Source organism: Micromonospora sp. NPDC048999 (assembly GCF_040649295.1).
Classification (GTDB): Bacteria; Actinomycetota; Actinomycetes; order Mycobacteriales; family Micromonosporaceae; genus Micromonospora.
Genome location: NZ_JBEZFI010000004.1, coordinates 189,048 through 213,741 on the forward strand (window position 1 = coordinate 189,048; position 24,694 = coordinate 213,741).

The window sequence follows — 24,694 nt, forward strand, 5'->3', positions numbered from 1 at the left end:
GACACCACATGCCGCTCGGCCTGTCCCGCCTTTGGTGGGGCGTCACCCACCCGCCGTGAACCGCTGGCGGCGGACGCGGACCGCGAGGAGGACCATCCCACCGATGGCGATCGCGGCGACGCCCAGCAACAGCGTGGTGGCCAGGTTCGATCCGGTGACCGGAAGCCCGGGCCCGGCCGTGGCCGACGGCGTCGGCGTGCCCGGCGTGCCCGGCGAGGTCGACGTCGGGGCCGGGGTCGGGGTGGAGGTCGCCGTCGGGTTCGGGGTCGGCGGGGAGGGCGCGGCGTCGATGACGACGGTCACCTCGGCCGTGGCAAACGTCGCCGTGCCGGTTGCTTTGACCGTGAAGGTGAGGCTGCCCTCGGCCGCCGGAGTGCCGCTGAGCACGCCGTCCCTGCCGAGGTGGAGCCCACCGGGCAGATCGCCGTCGACCACGTCGAACGTGATGTTCGAGTCGCCGGTGGCGGTGAACCGGAACGAGTACGCCTTGCCGACCGTGCCCTTGGGCGGCGCCCCCGACGTGATCTTGACTGCCGGGTCGGCGATGACGACCGTGACGTCCTGCTCGACGTAGAAGCCGTTCGCGTCGATCAGCCGGATCTCGAACGAGTAGCTGCCCGGCTTGTCCGGCGTACCCGACAAGGTCCGCGACAGCGACGCCAACGCCATGCCCGGCGGCAACGCACCGGCCCGCAACGCCAGCGTGTACGGCGCGGTGCCACCCGAGGCCGTGAACGTGTACGTCGGATACTCCTGATCGGTGTACCAGGGCGAGGTGGGGACGCCCGAGGTCAGGGTGATCGTGGGTGCCACCACCTCGACGGTCACGTCCTGCTCGGCGTAGAAGCCGTTCGCGTCGGACAGCCGGATCCGGAACGAAAAGGTGCCCGGGCTGGTCGGCGTGCCCGAGAGCTTCCGCGACAGCGACGACAACGCCATCCCCACCGGCAACGAACCCGACCGCAACGACAGCGTGTACGGCTCGGTGCCACCCGACCCGGTGAACGTGTGCGTCGGATACGCCTCATAGGCGGTGACCGAGGAGGTGGGGGTCCCCGAGGTGATGGTGATCGTGGGTGCGACCACCACGACGGTCACGTCCTGCTCGGCGTAGAGGCCGGTCGCGTCGGTCATCCGGATCTCGAACGAGTAGCTGCCCGGCTTCTCCGGGGTACCCGACAAGGTCCGCGACAGCGACGCCAACGCCATCCCCACCGGCAACGCACCCGACCGCAACGACAGCGTGTACGGCGCGGTGCCGCCCGAGGCCGTGAACGTGTGCGTCGGATACGCCTCATAGGCGGTGACCGGGGAGGTGGGGGTGCCCGAGGTGATGGTGACGGTCGCGGCAGCCGCCGGCTGCGCCGTGCCGAACAGCAGCGCCAGGAGCACCGAGAAAATCATGATCGGCTGCAGCTTCTTCATCGCCCGTCCAGGAATTGATCGATAAAGCCATTCGTGGTCGCCAGTGGAATCCGACGATATCCAATCAGGACCAGTGATGCGGCCCAACGGACCGAACAGTGACCGCGTGTCGCCGGTCGTGCCACAGCTCGAACCTGGCAGAGAAGGCCGGCGTCGACGGGAGACTCCCGTCGACGCCGGCCCGGCGATACGTGCGCGTCAGAGCGCGGGCGGGGTGAACGTGCCGACCGCGGACTCCAGGGCGGCGGCGACCCGGTACATCCGGTCGTCGGCCATCGTCGGCGCCATGATCTGGAAACCGACCGGGAGCCCCTCGGAGAGACCACACGGAACCGAGATGGCCGGTCCGCCGTACAGGTTGGTCGGAATGGTGAACAGGTCGGCCAGGTACATCTGGTACGGGTCGGAGGTGCGCGCCCCGATCGGGAACGCCACGAACGGGGTGGTCGGCGAGATGAGCGCGTCCACCCGCTCGAACGCCGCGGTGAAGTCCCGGGTGATCAGGGTGCGTACCTTCTGCGCCTGGCCGTAGTAGGCGTCGTAGTAGCCCGAGGAGAGCGCGTACGTGCCGACCATGATGCGCCGCTTGACCTCGGGGCCGAAACCGGCCTCGCGGGTCAGCGACATGACCTCCTCCAGCGACCGGTTGCCGTCGTCGCCGACCCGCAGGCCGAACCGGACGCCGTCGAACCGGGCCAGGTTGGAGGAGCACTCGCTCGGCGCGATCAGGTAATACGCCGGCAGCGCGTACTTGAAGTGCGGGCAGGAGACCTCGACGATCTCGGCGCCCAGCTTGGCCAGCCGCTCGACCGACTCGCGGAACGCGGCCATCACGCCCGGCTCGGCGCCCTCGCCGGTGAACTCGGTGACCACGCCGAGCTTGACGCCGGTCAGGTCGCCGGTGGCGCCGAGCTTCGCGGCGGCGACCACGTCCGGCACCGGGGCCGGGATCGAGGTGGAGTCGCGCGGGTCGTGACCGCCGATCACCTGGTGCAGCAGCGCGGCGTCCAGCACCGTACGGGCGCACGGGCCGGGGGTGTCCAGCGACGACGAGAACGCGACCAGGCCGTAGCGGGAGGTGCCGCCGTAGGTGGGCTTCGCGCCGACGGTGCCGGTGACCGCGCCCGGCTGGCGGATCGAGCCGCCGGTGTCCGAGCCGATCGACAGCGGCGCCTCGTACGCGGCCAGCGCCGCGGCGCTGCCGCCGCCGGAGCCGCCCGGGATGCGGTCGAGGTCCCACGGGTTATGCGTCGGCCCGTACGCGGAGTATTCGGTGGAGGAGCCCATGGCGAACTCGTCCATGTTGGTCTTGCCGAGCATCACCGTGCCCGCGTCGCGCAGCCGCTGCACGATCGTCGCGTCGTACGGCGGGCGCCAGCCCTCCAGGATCTTCGAGCCGACGGTGGTCGGCACGCCCTTGGTGGTGAGCACGTCCTTCACTGCGACCGGCACGCCCGCGAGGGGGCCCAGCTCGTCGCCGGCGGCCCGGCGTTCGTCGACCGTGCGGGCGGCGGCCAGCGCGCCCTCGGTGTCGACGTGCAGGAAGGCGTGCACGCGGTCCTCGACGGCGGAGATCCGGTCCAGGTGGGCCCGGGTCACTTCAACCGCAGAGGTTTCACCCTTCGCCACCAGCCCGGCGATCTCGGCCGCGCTCAGCTTGGTCAGGTCGGTCATGAGGCCACATCCTCGTCCAGGATCCGCGGGACGCGGAACCGCTGCTCCTCGGCGTCGGGCGCACCCGACAGCGCCTCCTGCGGGGTCAGGCACGGCGTCACCACGTCCTCACGCAGGACGTTGGTCAGCGGCACCGAGTGGGAGGTCGGCGGGATGTCCGCCGCGGCGACCTCGCCGACCTGGGCGACCGACTGGAGGATCACGTCGAGCTGACCGGCGAAGGTGTCCAGCTCCTCATCGGTGACGGCGAGCCGCGACAGTCGCGCGAGGTGCGCGACCTCCTCGCGGGAGATGGCGGCCATGACGACCCCTTCCTGGCTGAGTGCTGCGTGCCGACCTGCCCGCGTGCCGCGCAGGTGGTGACGCGCCGAGTCTATGGGTCGGGCCCTCCGGCGGTGCCTCCGGCTCCCCGGCGGCCACCGCCCGAGGCGGCCGGCCCACACATCGGGCGGGTGGTCAACCACGCGGATGGTTACGCTGCCCGTCCGCGTCGGCGGTCGCCACCGGGTGGACCGGGCGGTATCGGGACAGCCAGGCGACCAGCTCCCCGGCCGGCATCGGCCGGGCGTGGAACCAGCCCTGGGCGATGTCGCAGCCGGCGGCGTGCAGCAGCCGCCAGGTGCGCTCGTCCTCCACCCCCTCGGCCACCACGCGCAGCCCGAGCGCCCCGGCCAGCTCGATCATCGACCGGACGATCGCCGCGTCGTCCGGGTCCTCGGCCATGCCGAGCACGAACGACCGGTCCACCTTCACCTCGGACAGCGGCAGCCGGCGCAGGTGCTGCAACGACGAGTAGCCGGTGCCGAAGTCGTCCAGCGCGATGCCGACGCCGATCCGGTGCAGCTGCGAGATGCTGGCCAGCACCCGTCGCGGGTCGGCCATCAGGGCGCCCTCGGTGATCTCCACCTGGAGCCGGTCCGGGCGTACGCCGTAGCCGGCGAGCCGGTCGGCGATCTGGTCGGCGATCTCGCCGGTGTGCAGGTCCCGGACGCTGACGTTGAGCGCGGCCCGCAGCGTGAGGCCGGCCGCCGACCACTTGGCGAGCTGCTCCACCACGTCGTCCACCACCCGCCGGGTGAGCAGCCGCATCACCGCGCTCTGCTCGGCGACCTGGATCAGCTCCCCCGGGTCGACCATGCCCCGGCGCGGGTGCCACCAGCGCAGCAACGCCTCGACCCCGACCACCTCACCGGTGGCGATCTCGATCTGCGGCTGGTAATACATCGTGATCTCGCCCGGGTCCCCGGCCGGGTCGTCCGCGCCGCCGGCCACGGGCGAACTCTCGACGCGGACGCGGGAGACGGCCTCGGGGCCGGTGGCCCGGGCCCGCCGACGAATCGGATCGGCGTTGGCGACGATCCGGTTGATCAGCTCGTCGTTGTGCGGCGCCTCGACGCGTTCGCGCCGCCGTAGCCGCCACCGCCCCGACCCGCCGCTCGTCCGGGCGGCGCCGCCGGCGCGGCCACCGTTGCGGGGCAGGGCCCGGCCGTCGCGGGTGGGCCCGGTCAGGCCGGGCGCGGGAGCGAGGGTGGCGCCGTCTCCCCCGCGTACGCCGGGCGGCTCCTGGGCGGCGACGGCGGGCGTGGTCTCCAGGACGCGGCGCAGGTCGGCGAGGAGACTGAGCCGTTCCGCGGAGTTGTGGTCGGACTCGGCCGCGTACACGGCGACGGTGTCGTTGCGGTGCTTGGCGTCGTACATGGCCACGTCGGCGTGGCGCATCAGGGTGACGAAGTCCTCGCCGTGCTCGGGGAAGATCGCAATGCCGATCGAGCCGCCCACGTCCAGCGGCAGCCCGTCCAGCGGGACCGGTTCGGCCAGTGCGGCGACCACCCGGTCGGCCAGCTCACGCGCGTGGTCGGTGCCGGTGAGCCGGGGCACGACGATGGCGAACTCGTCGCCGCCGAGGCGGGCCACCAGATCACCCTCGCCCACCACGGCGGTCAGCCGGGCGCTCACCTCGACCAGCAGCCGATCCCCCACCGCGTGCCCGAGGGCGTCGTTGACGTGCTTGAACCGGTCCAGGTCGAGCAGCAGCAGGGCCAGGTGGGCGTCCGGCTCGCCGCGGGCGGCCCGCTCGGCGTGCAGGTGCACCTGCTCGGCCACCTCGGCCAGCAGCGCCTTGCGGTTCGGCAGCCCGGTGAGCGGGTCGAGGGCGGCCAACTGCTCCCGCTCGGTGGAGAGCCGGGCCATCCGGTAGACGGCGAACAGCGGCACCAGCACCAGCGGGATCAGCGCGGCGCTGGCCCGGGCGGCGGCGATCAGCACCGGGGCGAGCAGCAGCAGCGAGCCGGTGGAGAGCAGTTCGTAGCCCAGGCCGAGCCGGACCCGGGGCCACCAGCGGGCACCGAAACGCACCCGGATCGCGGTGGTGACCAGGCCGTAGTTGACCGCGAACCAGGCCGCCGCGGCGCCGCCCACCGCTGCCACCTCCGCCCAACGCAGCTGCCCACTGTGGAAGAGGTCGCCGGCACCGAGCCGGGTGACCAGGTACGCGGCGCCGAGCGCGCAGGCGTACTGGGCGGCGTTGAAGCCGGTCCGCCACAGGGCGTATCCCAGCCGCCAGCCGGAGACGGCCACCGCCACGGCCTGCACGGCGACCGCCGGGCCGAGCCCCCAGCCGAGCAGGATGGCGAAGGTGAAGCAGGTCGACGGGAAGACCGCCGAGGCCCGGCGCCGACCGGGTGGCACGAACGGCCGGGCGTCACAGGCGACGGCGAGCACCGCCATGGTCCAGAACGCGGCCGGCATACCGGGCAGCCGGTCGGGCAGCCGGGCCAGCGGGCCGGCCGAGACGAGCACGGCCAGGGCGCCGATCGCGACGACGAACCCGAAGAACGGCGCACCGCGCCCGGGCGGAACGGAGTTGCGCGGGTCGCCGGTCTCCATCGCACCTCCCGGGGACGGCCCCGGCGTGCGCCATCCACACGCCGTACGCCAATCAAACGCCCTGGGCGCCGAATTTCCCCACACGACAGTCACGAACCGGTCGTAGTCGTAATTAAGTTGGTATACGCGACGCGGCCCCGCCAAGATTCACTCTGCGCCCGGGTCAGCTCTCGATGCGGGCCACCTCTCGGGCCGCCTCCGGGCCGGACTCCAGCAGCACCCGGAAGCCCTCCTCGTCGAGGACCGGCAGTTTCAGGCTGGCCGCCTTGTCGGCCTTGGAACCGGGGTTGTCCCCGACCACCACGAAGCCGGTTTTCTTGGAGACCGACCCGGTGACCTTGCCGCCCCGGCTCTGGATCGCCTCGGAGGCCTGGTCACGGCTGAACCCGGTCAGGGTGCCGGTCACCACCACGGTCACCCCTTCGAGGGGGCGTGGCCCCTCCTCGCCGGCCTCCTCGGCCATCCGTACGCCGGCCTCGGCCCACTTGCGGACGACGTCTCGGTGCCAGTCGACGGCGAACCACTCCTTGAGGCTCGCGGCGATGGTCGGGCCGACGCCGTCCACCGAGGACAGCTCCTCCTCGCCAGCGTCCTTGATCGCCTCGATCGAGCGGAAGTGCCGGGCGAGGGCCTGCGCCGCGGTCGGCCCGACGTGCCGGATGGAGAGCGCGACCAGCACCCGCCACAGGTCCCGTTCCTTGGCCACGGCCAGGTTGTCCAGCAGCTTGGTGGCGTTGGTGCCCAGGCTGCCGTCCTTGTTGACGAAGAACGGCGAACGGGCGAGCTGCTCGGCGTCGAGGGCGAACAGGTCGCCCTCGTCCTGGATGATCGAGGCGTCGAGCAGGGCCGCGGCGCCCTTGTAGCCGAGCACCTCGATGTCGAAGGCGCCCCGGCCGGCCAGGTGGAAGACCCGCTCCCGCAGCTGTGCCGGGCAGCTGCGGCTGTTGGGGCAGCGGATGTCGACATCCGCCTCCTTCTCCGGCCGCAGCGGGGTGCCGCAGGCCGGGCAGGTGTCCGGCATGACGAACGGGCGGGCGTCGGCGGGGCGTAGGTCGACCACCGGGCCGAGCACCTCGGGGATGACATCGCCGGCCTTGCGCAGCACCACCGTGTCGCCGATCAGCACGCCCTTGCGCTCCACCTCACGGGCGTTGTGCAGGGTGGCCAGCGCGACCGTGGAGCCGGCCACGCGGACCGGTTCGAGGACGGCGAACGGGGTGACCCGGCCGGTGCGGCCGACGTTGACGTCGATGTCGAGCAGCTTGGTGGTCACCTCCTCCGGCGGGTATTTGAAGGCGATCGCCCAGCGCGGCGCGCGGCTGGTCGAGCCGAGCCGCCCCTGGATCGAGACCGGGTCGACCTTGACCACCACGCCGTCGATCTCGTGCTCGACGTCGTGCCGGTGCTCGGCGTAGTGGGCGATGTATCCCGCCACCCCGGCCAGGTCGGGCACCACCCGCCAGCGGTCGCTGGTCGGCATCCCCCACGCCTTCAGCGCCGCGTACGACTCGGACTGCGTCGCCGGCTGGAAGCCCCGGCGGGCGCCGATGCCGTGGACCACGAGGCGCAACGGCCGGGAGGCGGTGATCCGCGGGTCCTTCTGGCGCAGGCTGCCGGCGGCGGCGTTGCGCGGGTTGGCGAACGGCGCCTTGCCCTGCTCGACCAGGCCGGCGTTGAGGTCGGCGAAGGCGGCGACCGGGAAGTAGATCTCGCCGCGTACCTCCAGGAGCTCCGGCACGTCCGGGAAGTCGTCGGCGGGGGTCAGCCGGGCCGGCACGTCCTTGATGCTGCGTACGTTGGCGGTGACGTCCTCGCCGGTGCGACCGTCGCCCCGGGTGGCGGCCCGGACCAGCCGGCCCTTCTCGTAGGTCAGGTTGATGGCCAGGCCGTCGACCTTCAGCTCGCAGAGGTAGGACGCCGGGCCGCCGGCGTCCCGCTCGACTCGCTCGGCCCAGGCGGCCAGCTCCTCGTCGGCGAAGGCATTGTCCAGCGAGAGCATCCGCTCGGCGTGGGTGACCGGGGTGAAGTCGGTGGAGAAGGTGCCGCCGACCCGCTGGGTCGGCGAGTCGGGCGTGCGCAGCGCCGGATATTCCGCTTCGAGCGCCTCCAGCTCGCGCAGCTGCCGGTCGAACTCGGCGTCGGTGATGGTCGGCGCGTCGAGCACGTAGTAGCGGTACTGGTGCTCGGTGAGCTCCTGGCTCAGTGTGGCGTGCCGCTCCCGCGCCTCCGGGGTCGGCTCGGCGCCCGCCGCCGCCTCCTGCGCGGGGCTGATCGCCTGGGGAACCGCTTCGTCGGACACCCTGCCGCCTTCTGACACCGCGTCGACCTCCCGTGTTCGTGCTACCTCCGCACGGTAGCGGGCTGGGCTGACAATCGTCCCGCCACCCGCCCTGACCTGTGATCGGACCGGCCGGGCGGGTCAGTCGTGGGGGGCGGCGAGGGTGGTGAGTTGGTCGGCGTACTCGATGCGGGCGGCCCAGTCGGCGGGCCAGGCGGACAGGCCGTGGGCGGCGCCGACGAAGGCGCCGGCCAGGGCGGCGATCGAGTCCGAGTCGCCGGCGGTGGTGGCGCCCCGGGCCAGCGCGCCGACCGGGTCGTCGGCGTGCCGCAAAGCACAGAGCAGCGCGGTGGCCAGGGCCTCCTCGGCGATCCAGCCCTCGCCGGTGAGCCGGCACGGGTCGCCGCCGTCGTCCGGGCGGGCCAGCGCCGCGCCGAGCCGGTCGAGTGCGCGCCGGCACTCGTCCCAACCCCGGGCGATGAACTCCTCCGGCGTCGACTCGCCCGGGCGCTGCCACAGGTCGCCGAGCCAGTCGGCCCGGTAGACGGTCCGCTGCTCCCGGGCCCGCGCGGCGAGCAGGCCCGGCAGCTCGACGAGCGCGGCGCCGTCGCGCAGCAACCGGACCGCGTACGCGGTCAGCTCGCTGGCGGCCAGGCCGGTCGGGTGGCCGTGGGTCAGGCCGGCCTGGAGCTGGGCCAGCCCGGCGAGGGTGTCGAGGTCGACGTCGAGCAGCCCGACCGGGGTGACCCGCATGTTGGCGCCGCAGCCCTTCGAACCGGCGATGGTCGCTTCCTGCCAGCGGGTGCCCAGGGACAGCTCGGCACAGGCCCGCAGGCAGGTCATCCCGGGCGCACGGTTGTTGTCGGGACTGGCCGCCCAGTCCAGGAAGCGCTGCCGCAACAGCGGCTCCACCACCTGCGGGGTGAACGCCGGCGCCTCATGCAGCGCCCAGGCGACGGCGAGCGCCATCTGGGTGTCGTCGGTGACCAACGCCGGGTCGCCCGTCAGCTCGCGAGGGCCGGTCGGACCGTACCGGCGGACGATCTCGGCGACGGTCAGGAACTCGGTGGGCTTGCCCAGGGCGTCGCCGTAGGCGAGGCCGAAGAGCGAACCGGAGGCGCGGCGCGGCGCGGAGTCGATCACGGTCGCGATCATGCACTGCCGGGGCAAGCCGCGCCGCCGGCGGTCAGTCCCAGCAGAGGCAGAACGGGTGCCCGGCCGGGTCGGCGTAGACGCGGAAGCCCTCGCCCTCGCCGGGCAGCCGCCGGGCGCCCAGCGCCAACGCGGCCTTTTCCGCGGCCTCGATGTCGTCCACCGTCACGTCGAGGTGGAACTGCTGGGGCCGGTCCGGGTCGGGCCAGTCCGGCGCGCGCAGGTCGAGCGCCTTCTGGAAGGCGACCCGGGGCTGGTGCCCCGGCGGGCCGCCGAGCACCACCCACTCGTCGCCGTCCGAATTGTCCTCGATCAACGGTAGGCCGAGCAGCTCGGCGTAGAAGCCGGCCAGGGCGCGCGGGTCGGGGCAGTCGATCACCGTGGAACGCAGTTGTCCAATCATGCCGGCCATCGTGCCCTGGGAGTACGACAGGAAAGCTCACTCCTCGTACAGCCGCCGGCCGGCGTCCCGGCAGGCGCTGAGGACCGCCCGGGCGTACGTCGGGGTGGCCCCGGCCAGGCCGCAGGCGGGGGTGACCACCACCTGCTCGGCGAGTCGGCGGCGGGGGAAGCCGAGCTGGTCCCAGAGCTGTCGTACCCGGTCGGCGACCTGGGCCGACGTCGGCGCGCGGCCGGCGGGCGGGGGCAGCGCGGGCGCGGCGCCGGCCAGCAGCCCGAGCCCGGCGTCGATCGCCTCGCCGAGCGGATCCAGGTCGGTGACCAGGCCGAGGTCGAGGGCGACGCCGATCGCCCCGGCGGTCCGGATCAGCTCCAGCGGCACGTCGGGCGCGCAGCAGTGCACGACGGTGGGCACCCCGGCCGCCTCGATCACGCCGCGCAGCAGCGTTCGGGCGACCTCCGGCTCCACCGCCCGGTGGGTGCCGAAGCCGCTCTCGGTGGGTACCCGGCCGGCCAGCACCGCCGGCAGGGACGGCTCGTCGAGTTGGAGCAGCACCGACGCGCGGGGCAGTCGCCGGGCGACCGCCTCGACGTGCCCGCGCAGCCCCTCGGCCAGCGAACCGGTGAGGTCGCGGACCGCGCCCGGGTCACGGAGCAGCCGCCCGCCGATCGGCAGCTCCAGCGAGGCAGCCAGGGTGAACGGGCCGCCCGCCTGGACCTTGACCGGGCCGGCGTACTCCTCGGCCTGTTCGGCGAGCTGGTCGAGGTCGCGTTCCATCAGGTCGCGGGCGCGCCGCAGGTCCCGACCGGGACGCGGGGCGATCCGCCAGCGGGCCGCGTACAGCTCGACCGGCAGCTCGACGAGGAGGCCGCCGGTCCGGCCGATCAGGTCCGCGCCGGGACCCCGGGCAGGCAGTTCCGGCAGGTGCGGCAGGGCGGGCAGCTCGCCGAGCACGATGCGCTGCGCCTCGGCGATGTCGGTGCCGGGCAGCGAACCGATGCCGGTCGCCGCCCCGGCGGGCCAGGGCCAAGGCTGATCAGTCACCGCCGCAGACTATCCGCTGCCCGGCCGTCTGCTGACACGGACGCCGGCATGCGGCGGCCGGCGCTGATCTGCCGTGAGAGCCACCCGTCCGCCTCTTCCAGAGCGCCGACGCGCAGCCCGGACACGCCTCCACAGCCGCTTTCGAGCTGACATCACAAACGACTCACGCCATACCCGCCCCCGCCCCCGCCCGCCCCGCTCCCGCGAGCGACAGCGACAGCGACAGCGACAGCGACAGCGACAGCGACAGCGACAGCGGAAACTGAATCGTTTGCGACATCAGCTCGAAAGGCGACGACAACAGCCTCGCTTCCTCGGCGCGGGACGCGGAAGGGCGGGGCGAAGGCAGGCGAATAGGCCGAAGCAGCGGCGAGGTCAGCCGGTGATGGTGGCGGAGCCGAGCACCACGTCCCCGGCCGGGTCCGGCCGGTACGCCACGATCGCCTGCCCGGCGGCTACCCCCCGCACGGGGCGGCGCAGCTCGGCGTACAACCCGTCGGCGTCCAGCGACAGGGTGGCCGGCACCACGTCACCGTGCGCCCGCAGTTGCACCTCGCACTCGATCGGCGCGGCGGGCCGCTCGCCGCCGGTCCAGACCGGGCGGGTGGCCCGGACCTGGGCGACCTCCAGCGCCTCGGCCGGGCCGACGACCACGGTGTTGGTCTTCGGGGTGATGGAGAGCACGTAACGGGGGCGACCGTCCGGAGCGGGCCGGTCCAGGTGCAGGCCACGCCGCTGCCCGACGGTGTACTGGTATGCGCCGGTGTGGCTGCCGACCACCGCGCCGGTGAGCCCGTCGACCACCTCACCCGGGGCCTCGCCGAGCCGCTGGGCGAGGAAGCCGCGGGTGTCGCCGTCAGCGATGAAGCAGATGTCGTGCGAGTCGGGCTTCTCGGCCACCGCGAGGCCACGCCGGGCGGCCTCCGCGCGTACCTCGGCCTTGGTGCTGTCGCCGAGTGGGAAGCTCGACCGGTCGAGCTGCTCGCGGGTCAGCACCGCGAGGACGTACGACTGGTCCTTGGCCACGTCGACGCTGCGGCGCAGCAGGCCGTCCGGGCCGAGCCGGGCGTGGTGGCCGGTGACCACGGCGTCGAAGCCGAGGGCCACCGCCCGGTCGAGCACCGCAGCAAACTTGATCTTCTCATTGCAGCGCAGGCACGGGTTCGGGGTACGACCGGCCGCGTACTCGGCGACGAAGTCGTCCACCACGTCGGAGTGGAACCGGTCGGCCATGTCCCAGACGTAGAACGGAATGCCGATCACGTCGGCGGCCCGCCGGGCGTCCCGAGAATCCTCCAGGGTGCAGCAACCCCGGGCACCGGTGCGGTAGGTCTGCGGGTTGCGGGCCAGTGCCAGGTGCACACCGGTCACGTCGTGCCCGGCCTCCACCGCCCGCGCCGCCGCCACGGCGGAGTCCACCCCGCCCGACATCGCCGCCAGAACCCTCACCGGCCCACTCCCCTCATCCCCACCGAGGGTATCCGGGTCAACGGGGGGTGCGGAGAGCGGCCGCGCGCCGGGCCCGCTCCACCGCGCCGGGCAGCGCGGCGATGAGCGCGTCGACGTCCGCCCGGGTGCTGGTGTTGCCGAGGCTGAACCGCAACGACGACCGGGCCCGGTCGTCATCGGCGCCCATCGCCAGCAGCACGTGCGAGGGCTGAGCCACCCCGGCCGAGCAGGCCGAGCCGGTCGAGCAGGCGATGCCCTGGGCGTCCAGGAGCAGCAGCAGCGCATCTCCCTCGCAGCCGGGGAAGGAGAAGTGCGCGTTGCCGGGGAGCCGGGCGACCCGGTCGCCGTTGAAGACCACCTCGGGGACCGCCTGGCGGACCCGCTCCACCAGTTCGTCGCGGAGCGCGGCGACCCGGGTCGCGTACTCCTGCTGGCCCTTCACCGCGGCCTCGACGGCGACTGCGAAGCCGACGATGCCGGCGGTGTCGAGGGTGCCGGAGCGGACGTCGCGCTCCTGGCCGCCGCCGTGCAGCAGCGGGCTGGCGGCGACGTCGCGGGCCAGCAGCAGCGCGCCCACGCCGGCCGGGCCGCCGAGCTTGTGCCCGGTGACGGTGAGCGCGGAGACGCCGCTGGCGGCGAAGTCGACCGGCACCTGGCCGACCGCCTGGACCGCGTCGGTGTGGAACGGCACGCCGTGTTCGGCGGCGACCGCGGCCAGCTCGGCCACCGGCTGCACCGTGCCCACCTCGTTGTTCGCCCACATCGCGGTGATCAGGGCCACTCGGTCGCCGTGCGTGGACAGCTCGGCGCGCAGCAGCTCCGGGTCGAGCCGGCCGGCGGCGTCGACCGGCAGCCAGCCGACCTCGGCACCCTCGTGGCCGGCCAGCCAGTCGACCGTGTCCAGCACGGCGTGGTGCTCGACGGCGCTGGCGACCACCCGGGTGCGGTCGGCGCGGGCGGCGCGGCGGGCCCAGAAGACGCCCTTCACGGCGAGGTTGTCGCTCTCCGTACCGCCCCCGGTGAAGATCACCTCGGAGGGGCGGGCGCCGAGCACGGCGGCCACCCGCTCGCGGGACTCCTCCACTCGCCGCCGGGCGCGCCGGCCGGCCGCGTGCAGCGACGACGCGTTGCCCACTTCGCGGGCCGTGGCGACGTACGCCTCGAGTGCCTCGTCGAGCATCGGGGTCGTCGCCGCGTGATCCAGGTATGCCATCGCTGTTCAGCCTAACGGCCGAGCGGACGGGCATCCTGACGGGCTGATCGGCGGGCCGGCTCAGCTCCCCGGCTCGCCGATCAGCTCCTCGGCTCACTTGCGCTTGCGGATCTCCTCGGCGGCCTGCGGGACGACCTTGAACAGGTCACCGACCACGCCGAAGTCGGCCAGTTCGAAGATCGGCGCTTCGGCGTCCTTGTTCACCGCGACGATGGTCTTCGAGGTCTGCATGCCCGCCCGGTGCTGGATCGCACCCGAGATGCCCAGCGCGACGTACAGCTGCGGGGACACCGTCTTGCCGGTCTGCCCGACCTGGAACTGATGCGGGTAGAAGCCGGAGTCGACCGCCGCGCGGGAAGCGCCGACGGCACCGCCGAGCAGGTCGGCCAGCTCCTCGACCAGCTTGAAGTTGTCGGCGTTGCCGACACCACGACCGCCGGAGACCACGATCGAGGCCTCGGTCAGCTCCGGACGCGTGCCCTTCTGCTCGGCTACCCGCTCGACCACCCGGGCCAGCTTGTCGGCCGCACCGACGGTGATCGTGAGCTGCTCCACCGCCGGGGTGGCCGGGGCCGGGGCCGGGGTGAGCGAGTTCGGCCGCACGGTGACCAGCGGCAGCCCCTTGGTGACCTTGGACTTGACGATCGTGGAGCCGGCGAAGGCGACCTGGGTCGCGGTGCCGTCAGCCGCCAGGGCGACCACGTCGGTCAGGATGCCGTTGTCCAGCTTGACCGCCAGCCGGGCGGCGATCTCCTTGCCCTCCTGCGACGAGGCCAGCAGCACCGCGGCCGGCTGCACCCGCCCGACCAACTCGGCCAGCACGGTCGCCTTCGGCGCCACCAGGTAGCCGTCGATCTCCTCGCCCTCGGCGGCGTAGATCTTCTCCGCGCCGTACTCGCCCAGCTTGGCGCTCAGCGCCTGGGCGGCACCGGGGCCGCCGAGCACGACCGCGCTCGCGCTGCCCAGCTCGCGGGCGAGGGTGAGCATCTCCAGGGTGACCTTCTTGACGCCGAACTCCCGAGTGGCTTCGACGACGACGAGAACCTCAGACATGTCCAGACCTCTCACACGAACTTCTCGGTGGCGAGGAACTCGACCAGCTTCACGCCGCTGTCGCCCTCGTCGGTGACCTTGGTGCCGCCGGAGCGCGGCGGGCGCTTGGTGTGCTCGAGCACGGCACTGGTCGCGCCGTCGAAGCCCACCTCCGTGGGGGCGACACCCAGGTCGGCCAGGGACAGCGTCTGCACCGGCTTCTTCTTGGCAGCCATGATGCCCTTGAAGGAGGGGTAACGCGGCTCATTGATGGTGTCCCACACGGAGACCACAGCCGGGGTCGAGGCGGTGACCACCTCGTAGCCCTCCTCGGTCTGCCGCTCCACCGTCAGGGTCGGCCCGTCGACGGTGAGCTTGCGCGCACCGGTCAGCGCGGCGACACCCAGCCGCTCGGCGATCATGTGCGGCATCACCTGAACCCGACCGTCGGTCGACTCGGCGCCACAGATCACCAGGTCCGCGCCCAACTGACCGAGCGCGGCCGCCAGGACCTTCGAGGTGGCCAGGGCGCAGGAGCCGTGCAGGGCGTCGTCCACCACGTGGACGGCCTTGTCCGGACCCATGGAGAGCGCCTTGCGGATCGACTCGGTCGCCCGGTCCGGACCCATCGTCAGGATGGTGACCTCACCGCCGTGCGCCTCCTTGATCTTCAACGCCTCCTCGATGGCATACTCGTCCATCTCATTGATGACGTTGCTCGCCGAGCCGCGGTCGACGGTGTTGTCGTCAGAACGCAGGCTGCGGTCCGCGCCCGAATCGGGCACCTGCTTGACGAGTACGACGATGTTCATCGCGCTTCGACGACCCTCCTGTTAGGTGTAGCGATAACTCGCCCGGTCACGGGCGCAGCCTCGCGCGAAACTTAACGATCGGTCAACCGCGCGCTGCTGTGCACTTGCCCACGGGCTATGTTACCCGCAGGTAGCATACCCGTTTTGGGAGCCTCAGAGTGACACAGGTCACCGAGGGCCGCAGGGGCGGGTAAGCTCCCGAATCAGGAGGTGAGGCAAATGTCGGAAACGGGAGCCCCGGCGGCCGCACGTGACGTGGTCAAAGACACGCACGCCTCCCGCCGCCCCTGCCGCCGGCCGGTCCCGGACACCTACCGGTGCGCCTGCGGCCGGGTCCGCGACCGCTGCGTCCGGGCCAGCATCCGGTCGCTATGGTCCGGCGAGCCGGTCAGGCCGGCTCGGCCAGCGCATCCCTGATCCGGTCGAGCACCGTCGCCTCGGCCGCCGTCACGCCGCGGTGGGCCTGCGCCACCCGGTCGGCGGCGGTGAGCACCACCGACCGGTACGCCTCGACATCCCGCGGCGACTTCTCCCGCAGGATCGCCACCGACCGAGTCAGCGCGGGCAGCACGGTCGCCTCGATCTCCAGCGCCGAGTCTCGGGGCAGTTCCGGCAGCGGACCAGTGGTGAGCGCCTCCTTCACCACCCCGCTGGCCGCACCGAAGGCGCCGGACGCCGCGATGCTCTCCCGCACCATGGCCAGCATGCCGGGCTCGGCGTTGGAGACCAGGAAGACGGCGCCGAAGGCCCCAGTCTTGAGAGCCAGTCGCTCGTCCGGCGTCAACGGTTCCATGATCACGGAGTGTAGACGTACGGGGTGGTTGTGGTGACCGCAACGAGCCCGAGCCGCTCCAGGATCGGCCGACTGTCCGGCGAGCAGTCCACCTGCACGAACGTCTTGCCGCGCTGCTCGGCCAGCCGTGCCCGGTACGCCACCAGCGCCCGGTAGATGCCCTTCTTCCGCCATTCCGGCAGCGTCGAGCCACCCCACAGGCTGGCGAAGCCGGTCCCGCCCTCATAACGCACCCAGCCGGCGCTGACCACGGTGTCACCCGCCTCGGCCACCACGATCGTGATCGACTGCGGGTCCGCCTCGATCTCACTGGCCAGCCCGGTCACCAGGTGGCTGCGGTCGGCGTTCCACACCGCCTCCTCCATCGCGCGGATCCGCTCCAGGTCCTCCCGGGCGGTCACCTCGCGCAGGCGTACCCCCTCGGGCGGCAGCGGGACGGCGGCGGCCAGGGCCGCGACCGGGCCGACCACGACGGTCTCCTGCTCCTCGGGCACGAAACCGGCGGCACGCAGCCGGTCGCCCAGGTCGGCCGGCTCGTCGTGGCCGACGAGCTTCCACTCGACCGACTCGCCCCGGGCACGGAAGAACTCGACCTGCCGGGCGATCAACGCGTCCAACTCGGCGCCGGCCAGCCCGTCGAGGGTCCGGTAGGTGAGGAAGCCGCCATGGTCCTGGCCGACGATGCGAAACAGCGGGCCGTCCTGGTCGATGGTCACTCCCGCCGGCACCGGGTCCGGGATCTCCGGACGGATCTGGGAGTCGTAGGCGTCGCGGAGGGTACGTGCATCAAGATCAGTCACCCGCCCAGAATAAGCATCGGGCAAAGCGGATAATCGGTGATGTGTGGCAGGCGATCAGGCGCTGGTTCGACCCGCGCGAGCTGCGATCGGTCGGCGAGCGGCCGGACTACCGCTTCTCGCTGGCCAACGAGCGGACCTTCCTCGCCTGGCTGCGTACCGGGCTGGCGCTGGTCGCCGGCGGGCTGGCCGCCGCGCAGTTCCTGCCTCCGCTGCCGCTGGCCCACCTCCGCGAGGCGATCGCCATCGCGCTGCTGCTGCTCGGCGCCGCGGTCGCGGTCCGGGCGGTCGACCACTGGGCGCGGACCGAGCGGGCGATCCGGCTGGGCGAGGAACTGCCCGCGTCCCGCTTTCCGGCGATCCTCGCCCTCGCCGTCGCCGTGGGCGCGCTGTTGCTGGTGATCGCGGTCCTCGTTCGAGGTGTCGGATGACCGGCGATCCCGGGCTCCAGCCGGAGCGGACCCGGCTGGCCTGGCGGCGTACGTTGCTGGCGCTCACCGGGGTCACCGTGCTGCTGGTCCGGCTGGCGCTCACCGACGGTCGGGCCGGCGCCGCGCTGGCCGGGCTCGCCGTACTGGGCTGGCTCGGCACGCTCGCGGTCACCTGGCGCCGGGCCACCGGCGCCGGCCCCCGCCGGGCGCAGCGCTGGTCCTTCCCGCTCACGGCGCTGGCCACCGCCGGTCTCGCGCTGCTCGGCGTCTTACTGGTGCTACGCCGGCAGCGCTGAGCCGCTCGGATGGTCCATGATGTTCGCATGGTTCGCCTCTACGCGCTCCTCATCCTGGCCCAGGTCGTACTCGCCGTCTGCGCGCTGATCAGCTGCCTCTCCGCCGAGGAGGGTGAGATCCGGGCGCTGCCCCGCATCGCCTGGGCGCTGATCATCCTGTTCTTCCCACTGGTCGGCTCGATCGTCTGGTTCGTCGCTGGGCGGGAGCCGAGCACCCGGCGGTCGCGCACCGCCTGGCCGATGGGTACCGGCTTCTCCGAGCAGGCCCATCCCCGGCCGGTGGCACCGGACGACGACCCGGCGTTCCTGTCCTCCCTCGCCGACCGGAACCGCCGGGACGACCAGGAACGGCTGCGCCGCTGGGAGGAGGACCTGCGCCGACGCGAGGAGGAACTGCGCCGCCAGGAGAGCGACCGGGATCGCCCGGAGGTCTGAAGGTCAGGCCAGGTTCGACGAGCGGGGGTACGCGTCGGCCGGGTCGGTGAGCACGTTGACCAGATACGGCACGCCGGCGTCGAACGCGCGGGCCAGGGCCGGACCGAGATCGGCCGCCTTCTCCACCGTCTCGCCCGCGCCGCCGAGCGCCTCGACCACCCGGTCGTAGCGCAGGCCGGGCTGCAGGTCGGCGGCCACGTCGTAGCCGTACATGGCGCGCATCGGGTGCTTCTCCAGACCCCAGATGCCGTTGTTGCCGACCACGATGACCACCGGAAGCTGCTGGCGGGCCAGGGACTCCACGTCCAGCAGTGAGAAGCCGGCCGCGCCGTCGCCCATCAGCACACAGATCTGCCGGTCCGGGTGGGTCACCCGGGCCCCCATCGCGTAGCCCATGCCGGTGCCGAGGCAGCCGTACGGGCCGGGGTCGAGCCAGGTGCCGGGCTGCGCCGGCTCCAGGTACTTCCCGGCGTACGAGACGAAGTCGCCACCGTCGCCGATGGTGATCGCGTCGGCGGCGAGCACCTTGCGGAGCTCGCCGTAGACCCGGGCCGGGCGGATCGGGTCGGTCTCGGCGGCCATCTCCTCGGCGTCGCGGGCCTTCGCGGCATCCTCGGCGGTGCGCAGCCGGGCGACCCAGTCAGCGTGGTCGGCCCGGTCACCGGCGTGCTCGGCGAAGGCGGTGAGAATGAGCCGTAGGTCGCCGGCGGGGCTGGCGGCCGGCTGGACGTGCCCGGCGCGCTGGCTGGGCGCGTCGACGACGTGCACGACCTGCGCGTCACCGAAGTCGCCGAAGCCGAGCCGGAAGTCCAGCGGGGTGCCGACCACCACGACCACGTCCGCGCCCTTGAGCGCCACCCGGCGGGCCTTGGCGAAGGCGAGCGGGTGCCCCGGGGGCAGTGCACCCCGGCCCATGCCGTTGGTGAAGACCGGCACCTGGAGAGACTCGGCGGCGGCGCGCAGGGCGTCGACCGCGTCGCCCGCGTACACGTCCGACCCGGCGATGATCACCGGCCGGGACGCACCGGCGATCAGGACGGCCGCCCTGGCGACCTCGTCCGGGTCGGCCTCGATCGGGGCGATCGGGGTGACGGCCGGCAGGTCGGCGTCGCCGGCGGAGAAGACCGCTTCGAGGGGAAAGTCGAGGAAGGCCGGGCCCCGGTGCGGGGTGAGCGCCGCGGTCAGCGCGGCGGTGACCGCGCGCGGGATGTCGTCGACGCTGAACACCGTCTCGGCGTGCTTGGTGACCGGGGCGACCAGCGGCAGGTGGTCCAACTCCTGAAGGCTGCCGGAGCCCCAGCGGAACTGCGGGGCCCGGCCGCCCAGCACCAGCACCGGAGAGGCGTTGAAGAACGCGCTGGTCAGGCCGGAGATGCCGTTGGTGACACCGGGGCCGGCGGTGAGCACGGCCAGGCCGGGGCGGCGCTGAAGCTTCGCCACCGCCTCGGCGGCGAAGACGGCGGACTGCTCGTGCCGGACGTCGTAGATCGGGAAGCCGCTCTTGTGCGCGGCGTCGTAGAGCGGGAAGACGTGCCCGCCGGAGAGGGTGAACATCTCGCGTACGCCGTGCGCGCGCAGCGCCGCCAGCACCAACTCGCCGCCGTGCCCCTCGACCCGTTCCGTCATCGCCGCTCCCCTTCGTTCGCATGACCGGAGTCACACGCTACTGGCCGGTAGGCAGGATGTGAACCGCGTCCGGGTCGGCGACGGGCGGGCCGCCGACCCGGACGGTGGATCAGCGGCCGGTGAAGTCCGGCTTGCGCTTCTCGACGAACGCGGCCATGCCCTCGCGCCGGTCGTCGGTGGCGAACAGCGCCGCGAAGTGCTGGCTCTCCCAGGCCAGGCCCGAGTTGAGGTCCATCTCCAGCCCGCCGTCGATGGCCAGCTTGGCCGCCCGCAGCGCCTGCGCCGGGCCGGTCAGGAACGGCTTCACCAGCGCCACGGCGGCCTCGTAAACCTCGGCGGCCGGGACCACCCGGTCGGCCAGCCCGATCCGCAGCGCCTCCTGCGCGTCGATCATCCGGCCCGTCATGATCAGCTCCTTGGCGCGCGCCGGCCCGACCAGGCGGGCCAGCCGCTGGGTGCCGCCGGCACCCGGGATGACGCCGAGCTTGATCTCGGGCTGGCCGAGCTTGGCGTCCTCGGCCACCACCCGCCAGTCACAGGCCAGGGCCAGCTCGCAGCCGCCGCCCAGGGCGTACCCGGTGATCGCGGCGACCACCGGCTTCGGGATGCCTGCGATAGCGCCCAACGAGCTGGAGATGCCGCCCGCTCGGTCGACCATGTCCACGTACGACATGTCGGCCATCTCCTTGATGTCCGCGCCGGCGGCGAAGACCTTCTCGCCGCCGTACACGATGACCGCGCGGACCTCGGCGTCGGCGGTGGCCGCGGTCGCGGCGGCGCGCAACTCCTCCTGCACCTGGACGTTGAGCGCGTTCATCGGCGGCCGCTCCAGCCGGATGGTGCCGATGCCGTCCTTCACTTCCAGCCTGACGAACTCGCCCACGCTGCCCTCACTTCCTCGTCGAAGTCGCGTGCCAACCCTACGGCCCGCATCGTTGGGGTAGACAGTGTGGTGTCCGCCTCGACGCCCCGGAGTGAGGCCATGATCACCTACTACGACGACCGGTCGGTGCAGGTCACCTCCACCGCCCTACGGGTGGACGGGCGCACGTATCCGCTCGGTGAATTGAGCGAGGTCTGGCACCGGCGTGGCAGCCGCTCGTGGCGGGTGCTCGCCGGCCGAGGCGCGATCGGCGTGGCCCTCGCCGCGCCGCTGGTGGCCGCCGCGCTCGGCGTCGGGCTGGCGGTCTGGCTGCACCGCTCGGCCGTGGTCACGATCGCCATCGTCGGCGCCTCGGTGCTGGTCGGCCTCGGGGTCGGGCCGCTCGCTGACGTCCTCTTCGAGCACCTCGACCGGTCGTACGCCCGGGGCAGCCGGGAGCTGGAGCTGTGGGCACGTTGGCGGGGCCGGCCGGTGCGGCTGCTGCGCACCGGCGACGCGCTGCGCTTCGGCCAGATCTACCGGGCGGTGCAGCGGGCGATGGAGCGGTCCTCGGCGTCGCCGGGTCAGAACGTGATCGGCTCGTCCGGCAGCAGACCGAGGCCTCGCAGCAGACCGTAGGTGTCCGACAGCTGCCTCGACGTAGTGCCGGCCGCGCACCGCCGCGCCGGACCCATAGATCGCCACGTCCTCGGCGACCACCTCGGCCAGGTCCTTGGTGACGAAGGTCCGCAGGTATCGCCGGACCACCCCGACGTTGCGCTCCTGCTCGGTGGTTTCCGTCCCACGCCGGCCCGCCATGCCGGGGACGCTACCGGGCCCGGCCCTTCCCCGCCGCCCGCTAGGGATCGGTCCCCGCCGTCGCCGAGCCCGGTCGACCGCAGCGACTCCTGTTCACCGCCTTTCGAGCTGATATCGCAAACGAATCGGAGTGCCCCCGGCCCGAGCGATCCCAACCCGAGCGATCCCAGGCGGTCCAGTCCGACTGGCCGGCGGGGCGGAGCGTGCCGAACCGTGCCGGGCGGACAGTGGCGATAGCGCAGACGATTCAGCTCCAAAGGCGGTGTCCACCTATTTCTGTGCGCGCGGCATTCGCGCCACTGGACGTCACGGGCATCGTCCACCTTGCACCCAGGTGGTTAGGCTGAATGATGATCCTCTATTACCGGGACGACGCGGTACAGGTCACCTCCGAGGCCATCCACGCCGGTGGGCACGTCGTCAGGCTCGCCGACATCACGTACGCGTGGCACGCCCGCGGCGCGACCACCCTGGCGGTCCGGGGTCGGGTCCTCGGCCGGGGCGTGCTGGTCCTGCTCCTCTCGCTGCCGCCGCTGGTCGCGCTGGTCTGCGTGCTCTCCCTGGCCTGGGCCGCGCAGGACCGGGGCAACTGGAAGTTGGCGCTGATCATCCTGGCCGCCTTCGTGGTCGGCGGGTTGGTGCTGCACCCGTTCCTGGAAGTGCCGCTCGGTTGGCTGGACCGCTCGTACGAGCGCGGCAGCCAGGTGCACGAGCTGTGGGTGCAGCACCACGGGAAAGAGGTGATGCTGCTGCGCACTCCCAACGCGCTCCGGTTCGGGCAGATCTACCGGGCCGTGCAACGCGCCATCGAGCAACAGAGCGAACGCCGCTGACCGAGGCTCCGGGCCGAGTGCGGGGGCGTCAGCAATCGCAGGACACGGCCGCCCGGGGCGCGGTCAGCTCGTCCACCCGGCGGCGGACGATCCCCTCTGGGGTGGCCACCGGCAGCCCCTCCCGGGCCCAGTACTCGAAACCGCCGATCATCTCCTTCACCGGCCGGCCTAGCCGGGCGAACTCCAGCGCCGCCCAGGTGGCCCCGTTGCAGCCCGGGCCCCAGCAGTAGGTCACCACTGTCGACCCGGCGGGCACCAGGTCGGCGGCCCGGGCGGCGATCTCGGCGGTGGGCAGGTGCACCGCACCGGGCAGGTGCCCCTGTCGCCAGGCGGCCACGCCTCGCGAGTCGACCACCACCAAACCGGGCGTGCCGGCCTCCAGCGCGGCGTGCACGTCACTGACATCGGTCTCGAAGCTCAGCTGGGCGAGGAAGTGGGCGGCGGCGGTCGTCGAATCGGCCGGCGGTACGGAGAACGTCATGCCCCGATCCTGCTGCCCGCGCAGGCACCGGCAGAAGTGGCGTGACTGCCGATCTCCGCTAATATCCCGCCATGGCTCTCGTCGACCGGACCGTGGCGGTGCTCGCGTACCCGGGAATGTCGGTCTTCGAGATCGGCATCGTGACCGAGGTGTTCGGGCTGCCCCGGCCCGAACTGGAGGTCGACTGGTACCACCTCACCGTCTGCGCGGAACGCCCCGGGCCTGTGCCCGTCGTCGGCGGCGCCGCCCTGCACACCCCGTACGGCCTGGAGACCTTGGCGGCGGCGGGCACGGTCATCCTGCCCGGGGTCCCCGACGTGACCGTCGACCCGTCGCCGGAACTGGTGGCCGCGCTGCGCCGGGCCCACCGCCGGGGCGCCCGGCTGATGTCGATCTGCTCCGGCGCGTTCGCCCTTGCCGGGGCGGGCCTACTCGACGGCCGCCGAGCCACCACCCACTGGCGGTACGCGGAGTTGCTGGCCCGCCGCTACCCGGTGGTCACGGTCGACCCGGACGTGCTCTACCTCGACGACGGCGACGTCCTCACCAGCGCCGGCAGCGCCGCCGGGCTGGATCTCTGCGTACACGTGGTCCGGCGCGACTTCGGCGCGACGGTCGCCAACGCGGTCGCTCGCCGGCTGGTGATCCCACCGCACCGCGACGGCGGGCAGGCCCAGTTCATCGAGGCGCCGGTGAGCGTCGATCCTGACGACGACCGCATCGCCGCGAGCATGGCCTGGGCGATCCGCCACCTGGCCGAGCCGCTGACCGTGGCGGTGCTGGCCCGGCAGGCGCACCTGTCGACCCGCAGCTACCTGCGGTACTTCGCCCGGGCCACCGGGGCCAGCCCGATCCGGTGGTTGATCGACCAACGGGTCCGGGCCAGCCTCGCCCTGCTGGAGACGACCGACGCGCCGGTCGCGGAGATCGCGGCCACGGTGGGCTTCGACAGTCCGGTCACCTACCGGCACCACTTCGGCCGGGCCATGCGGACCTCGCCATCGGCGTACCGGCGGGCGTTCCGGGCCGCCACGGCCTGAGCGGTCAGGCCGGCGGTACGTACAGTTCGTCGATCTCGACCCGACGGGGCAGCGCCACGGAGGCCCCGAGCCGGCGGGCGCAGGCGGCACCGGCCGCCGCCGCCCAGTGCACCGCGTCGACCAACTCCCGCCCCTCGCCCCAGGCCACGGCGAGGGCGGCGGTGAAGGCGTCCCCGGCTGCGGTGGAGTCCACCACGTCGACCTTCACCGCCGGGACGTGCACCGAGGTCCCGTCCCGGTCGACGTAGCGGGCGCCCTCGGCACCGAGGGTGAGCACCGCTCGGGGCACCAGGTCCAGCAGCGCCTCCGGCTCGTTCCGGCCTCGACCGGTGAGCGTCCGGGCCTCGGTCTCGTTCACCACCAGCAGGTCCACCGCGGCGAGCAACTCCGCCGGCACCGGCCGGGCCGGGGCCGCGTTGAGCACGACCCGGGTGCCGGCCGCGTGGGCCGCCACCGCCGCCTCGGTCACCGTCTCGACCGGCACCTCCAGCTGCGCGACCAGCACATCCGCCTCGCGTACGGCGTGCAGCTCTTCCTGGGTGAGGCCGGTGAACGCGCCGTTGGCACCGGGAACCACCAGGATGGTGTTCTCGCCCGAAGCGTTGACCATGACCAGGGCGACGCCGGAGGCACCGTAGACCACGCGGAGCTGGCTGGTGTCGACCCCGGCGGCGGTGATCCTGGCCTTGAGAGTGACCCCGAAGGCGTCCGAGCCGATCGCGCCGAGGAAGACGCACGACGCGCCGGCGCGGACCGCGGCGATGGCCTGGTTGGCACCTTTGCCGCCGGGCACCATCACGAAGTCGCTGCCGAGCACGGTCTCGCCGGGTCGGGGCAGCGCGGTGGCGGTGCCGACCACGTCCATGTTGGCGCTGCCCACCACGGCGACCCGGGTCTGCGACACGGTGGTTACCCT

Annotated in this window: 25 protein-coding genes; 6 read left to right on the forward strand and 19 right to left on the reverse strand. The window is 72.9% G+C overall.

Annotated features, from left to right (window positions below; translation table 11 throughout):
• Positions 1-42: 42 nt before the first annotated feature.
• The 15 genes from AB0C02_RS08785 to AB0C02_RS08855 form a co-directional block, all read right to left on the reverse strand.
• The gene (locus tag AB0C02_RS08785) at positions 43-1,425 is read right to left on the reverse strand and encodes a putative Ig domain-containing protein (RefSeq protein ID WP_357542697.1); all 1,383 of its coding nucleotides are present in this window, start codon (positions 1,423-1,425) and stop codon (positions 43-45) included.
• Between the two features lie 198 nt (positions 1,426-1,623).
• Positions 1,624-3,099, reverse strand: coding sequence for an Asp-tRNA(Asn)/Glu-tRNA(Gln) amidotransferase subunit GatA (gene gatA / locus AB0C02_RS08790; protein WP_357542699.1), 1,476 nt, complete (start codon positions 3,097-3,099; stop codon positions 1,624-1,626).
• Positions 3,096-3,401, reverse strand: a complete 306-nt coding sequence (gene gatC / locus AB0C02_RS08795) for an Asp-tRNA(Asn)/Glu-tRNA(Gln) amidotransferase subunit GatC (protein ID WP_357542701.1) — start codon at positions 3,399-3,401, stop codon at positions 3,096-3,098. The genes gatA and gatC overlap by 4 nt, the downstream gene beginning before the upstream one ends.
• A gap of 154 nt (positions 3,402-3,555) precedes the next feature.
• Positions 3,556-5,985 carry a bifunctional diguanylate cyclase/phosphodiesterase gene (locus tag AB0C02_RS08800; RefSeq protein ID WP_357542703.1) on the reverse strand — a complete coding sequence of 810 codons (2,430 nt, stop codon included), beginning with the start codon at positions 5,983-5,985 and terminating at the stop codon, positions 3,556-3,558.
• Positions 5,986-6,148: 163 nt separating this feature from the next.
• A complete protein-coding gene (ligA, locus tag AB0C02_RS08805; RefSeq protein ID WP_357542705.1) occupies positions 6,149-8,284 on the reverse strand; it encodes an NAD-dependent DNA ligase LigA in 2,136 nt (711 codons plus the stop codon).
• 120 nt (positions 8,285-8,404) lie between these two features.
• A complete protein-coding gene (locus AB0C02_RS08810; protein WP_357542707.1) occupies positions 8,405-9,418 on the reverse strand; it encodes an ADP-ribosylglycohydrolase family protein in 1,014 nt (337 codons plus the stop codon).
• Between the two features lie 31 nt (positions 9,419-9,449).
• The gene (locus tag AB0C02_RS08815; RefSeq protein ID WP_357542709.1) at positions 9,450-9,818 is read right to left on the reverse strand and encodes a VOC family protein; all 369 of its coding nucleotides are present in this window, start codon (positions 9,816-9,818) and stop codon (positions 9,450-9,452) included.
• 36 nt (positions 9,819-9,854) lie between these two features.
• Positions 9,855-10,859, reverse strand: a complete 1,005-nt coding sequence (locus AB0C02_RS08820; protein WP_357542711.1) for a methionine synthase — start codon at positions 10,857-10,859, stop codon at positions 9,855-9,857.
• Between the two features lie 163 nt (positions 10,860-11,022).
• Positions 11,023-11,160: a hypothetical protein gene (locus AB0C02_RS08825; RefSeq protein ID WP_357542713.1), complete on the reverse strand. Its 138-nt coding sequence runs from the start codon at positions 11,158-11,160 to the stop codon at positions 11,023-11,025.
• 74 nt (positions 11,161-11,234) lie between these two features.
• Complete coding sequence (gene mnmA, locus AB0C02_RS08830; RefSeq protein ID WP_357542715.1) at positions 11,235-12,308, reverse strand: tRNA 2-thiouridine(34) synthase MnmA; 1,074 nt, start codon at positions 12,306-12,308, stop codon at positions 11,235-11,237.
• A 37-nt stretch (positions 12,309-12,345) separates the two neighbouring features.
• Complete coding sequence (locus AB0C02_RS08835) at positions 12,346-13,521, reverse strand: cysteine desulfurase family protein (protein ID WP_357542717.1); 1,176 nt, start codon at positions 13,519-13,521, stop codon at positions 12,346-12,348.
• Between the two features lie 93 nt (positions 13,522-13,614).
• The gene (locus tag AB0C02_RS08840; RefSeq protein ID WP_357542719.1) at positions 13,615-14,574 is read right to left on the reverse strand and encodes an electron transfer flavoprotein subunit alpha/FixB family protein; all 960 of its coding nucleotides are present in this window, start codon (positions 14,572-14,574) and stop codon (positions 13,615-13,617) included.
• An 11-nt stretch (positions 14,575-14,585) separates the two neighbouring features.
• Entirely contained in the window at positions 14,586-15,365 is a 780-nt protein-coding gene (locus AB0C02_RS08845) for an electron transfer flavoprotein subunit beta/FixA family protein (protein WP_357542721.1), read from the reverse strand.
• Positions 15,366-15,753: 388 nt separating this feature from the next.
• Positions 15,754-16,158, reverse strand: a complete 405-nt coding sequence (locus AB0C02_RS08850; protein ID WP_357542723.1) for a hypothetical protein — start codon at positions 16,156-16,158, stop codon at positions 15,754-15,756.
• A 2-nt stretch (positions 16,159-16,160) separates the two neighbouring features.
• On the reverse strand, positions 16,161-16,958 hold the full coding sequence (locus AB0C02_RS08855; protein WP_357542725.1) for a GNAT family N-acetyltransferase: 798 nt from the start codon (positions 16,956-16,958) through the stop codon (positions 16,161-16,163).
• Positions 16,959-16,999: 41 nt separating this feature from the next.
• Between AB0C02_RS08855 and AB0C02_RS08860 the strand changes: the two genes are divergently transcribed.
• The 3 genes from AB0C02_RS08860 to AB0C02_RS08870 are packed head-to-tail and all read left to right on the forward strand — an operon-like array spanning position 17,000 to position 18,117.
• A complete protein-coding gene (locus tag AB0C02_RS08860; protein ID WP_357542727.1) occupies positions 17,000-17,386 on the forward strand; it encodes a DUF202 domain-containing protein in 387 nt (128 codons plus the stop codon).
• A complete protein-coding gene (locus AB0C02_RS08865) occupies positions 17,383-17,682 on the forward strand; it encodes a DUF202 domain-containing protein (RefSeq protein ID WP_357542729.1) in 300 nt (99 codons plus the stop codon). Before AB0C02_RS08860 ends, AB0C02_RS08865 begins: the two co-directional genes overlap by 4 nt.
• Positions 17,683-17,709: 27 nt before the next feature.
• Positions 17,710-18,117, forward strand: coding sequence for a PLDc N-terminal domain-containing protein (locus tag AB0C02_RS08870; protein ID WP_357542731.1), 408 nt, complete (start codon positions 17,710-17,712; stop codon positions 18,115-18,117).
• Positions 18,118-18,120: 3 nt separating this feature from the next.
• Here AB0C02_RS08870 and AB0C02_RS08875 read toward each other — a convergent pair whose 3' ends face one another.
• Together AB0C02_RS08875 and AB0C02_RS08880 are read right to left on the reverse strand one after the other, a co-directional pair.
• A complete protein-coding gene (locus AB0C02_RS08875; protein ID WP_357542733.1) occupies positions 18,121-19,743 on the reverse strand; it encodes an acetolactate synthase in 1,623 nt (540 codons plus the stop codon).
• 109 nt (positions 19,744-19,852) lie between these two features.
• Positions 19,853-20,626, reverse strand: coding sequence for an enoyl-CoA hydratase-related protein (locus AB0C02_RS08880; protein WP_357542735.1), 774 nt, complete (start codon positions 20,624-20,626; stop codon positions 19,853-19,855).
• A 99-nt stretch (positions 20,627-20,725) separates the two neighbouring features.
• Between AB0C02_RS08880 and AB0C02_RS08885 the strand changes: the two genes are divergently transcribed.
• A complete protein-coding gene (locus tag AB0C02_RS08885; protein WP_357542737.1) occupies positions 20,726-21,244 on the forward strand; it encodes a DUF6232 family protein in 519 nt (172 codons plus the stop codon).
• A gap of 530 nt (positions 21,245-21,774) precedes the next feature.
• Entirely contained in the window at positions 21,775-22,257 is a 483-nt protein-coding gene (locus tag AB0C02_RS08890) for a DUF6232 family protein (RefSeq protein WP_357542882.1), read from the forward strand.
• 28 nt (positions 22,258-22,285) lie between these two features.
• Here AB0C02_RS08890 and AB0C02_RS08895 read toward each other — a convergent pair whose 3' ends face one another.
• The gene (locus tag AB0C02_RS08895) at positions 22,286-22,738 is read right to left on the reverse strand and encodes a rhodanese-like domain-containing protein (protein ID WP_357542739.1); all 453 of its coding nucleotides are present in this window, start codon (positions 22,736-22,738) and stop codon (positions 22,286-22,288) included.
• A gap of 71 nt (positions 22,739-22,809) precedes the next feature.
• Between AB0C02_RS08895 and AB0C02_RS08900 the strand changes: the two genes are divergently transcribed.
• Positions 22,810-23,778 (forward strand): helix-turn-helix domain-containing protein, encoded by a 969-nt coding sequence (locus tag AB0C02_RS08900; RefSeq protein WP_357542741.1) that lies wholly within the window; start codon positions 22,810-22,812, stop codon positions 23,776-23,778.
• 4 nt (positions 23,779-23,782) lie between these two features.
• Here AB0C02_RS08900 and AB0C02_RS08905 read toward each other — a convergent pair whose 3' ends face one another.
• Complete coding sequence (locus AB0C02_RS08905) at positions 23,783-24,682, reverse strand: ribokinase (RefSeq protein ID WP_357542743.1); 900 nt, start codon at positions 24,680-24,682, stop codon at positions 23,783-23,785.
• Between the last annotated feature and the right edge of the window lie 12 nt (positions 24,683-24,694).

What these genes read in the sequence shown, in the direction of transcription:
- AB0C02_RS08850 (WP_357542723.1), bottom strand. Translation starts at nt 16,158, where the DNA reads ATGGAACCGTTGACGCCGGACGAGCGACTGGCTCTCAAGACTGGGGCC.
- AB0C02_RS08835 (WP_357542717.1), bottom strand. Translation starts at nt 13,521, where the DNA reads ATGGCATACCTGGATCACGCGGCGACGACCCCGATGCTCGACGAGGCA.
- AB0C02_RS08895 (WP_357542739.1), bottom strand. Translation starts at nt 22,738, where the DNA reads ATGACGTTCTCCGTACCGCCGGCCGATTCGACGACCGCCGCCGCCCAC.
- AB0C02_RS08875 (WP_357542733.1), bottom strand. Translation starts at nt 19,743, where the DNA reads ATGACGGAACGGGTCGAGGGGCACGGCGGCGAGTTGGTGCTGGCGGCG.
- AB0C02_RS08845 (WP_357542721.1), bottom strand. Translation starts at nt 15,365, where the DNA reads ATGAACATCGTCGTACTCGTCAAGCAGGTGCCCGATTCGGGCGCGGAC.
- AB0C02_RS08810 (WP_357542707.1), bottom strand. Translation starts at nt 9,418, where the DNA reads ATGATCGCGACCGTGATCGACTCCGCGCCGCGCCGCGCCTCCGGTTCG.
- AB0C02_RS08865 (WP_357542729.1), top strand. Translation starts at nt 17,383, where the DNA reads ATGACCGGCGATCCCGGGCTCCAGCCGGAGCGGACCCGGCTGGCCTGG.
- AB0C02_RS08800 (WP_357542703.1), bottom strand. Translation starts at nt 5,985, where the DNA reads ATGGAGACCGGCGACCCGCGCAACTCCGTTCCGCCCGGGCGCGGTGCG.
- AB0C02_RS08815 (WP_357542709.1), bottom strand. Translation starts at nt 9,818, where the DNA reads ATGATTGGACAACTGCGTTCCACGGTGATCGACTGCCCCGACCCGCGC.
- AB0C02_RS08900 (WP_357542741.1), top strand. Translation starts at nt 22,810, where the DNA reads ATGGCTCTCGTCGACCGGACCGTGGCGGTGCTCGCGTACCCGGGAATG.
- AB0C02_RS08890 (WP_357542882.1), top strand. Translation starts at nt 21,775, where the DNA reads ATGATCCTCTATTACCGGGACGACGCGGTACAGGTCACCTCCGAGGCC.
- AB0C02_RS08885 (WP_357542737.1), top strand. Translation starts at nt 20,726, where the DNA reads ATGATCACCTACTACGACGACCGGTCGGTGCAGGTCACCTCCACCGCC.
- gatA (WP_357542699.1), bottom strand. Translation starts at nt 3,099, where the DNA reads ATGACCGACCTGACCAAGCTGAGCGCGGCCGAGATCGCCGGGCTGGTG.
- AB0C02_RS08870 (WP_357542731.1), top strand. Translation starts at nt 17,710, where the DNA reads ATGGTTCGCCTCTACGCGCTCCTCATCCTGGCCCAGGTCGTACTCGCC.
- AB0C02_RS08840 (WP_357542719.1), bottom strand. Translation starts at nt 14,574, where the DNA reads ATGTCTGAGGTTCTCGTCGTCGTCGAAGCCACTCGGGAGTTCGGCGTC.
- AB0C02_RS08785 (WP_357542697.1), bottom strand. Translation starts at nt 1,425, where the DNA reads ATGAAGAAGCTGCAGCCGATCATGATTTTCTCGGTGCTCCTGGCGCTG.
- gatC (WP_357542701.1), bottom strand. Translation starts at nt 3,401, where the DNA reads ATGGCCGCCATCTCCCGCGAGGAGGTCGCGCACCTCGCGCGACTGTCG.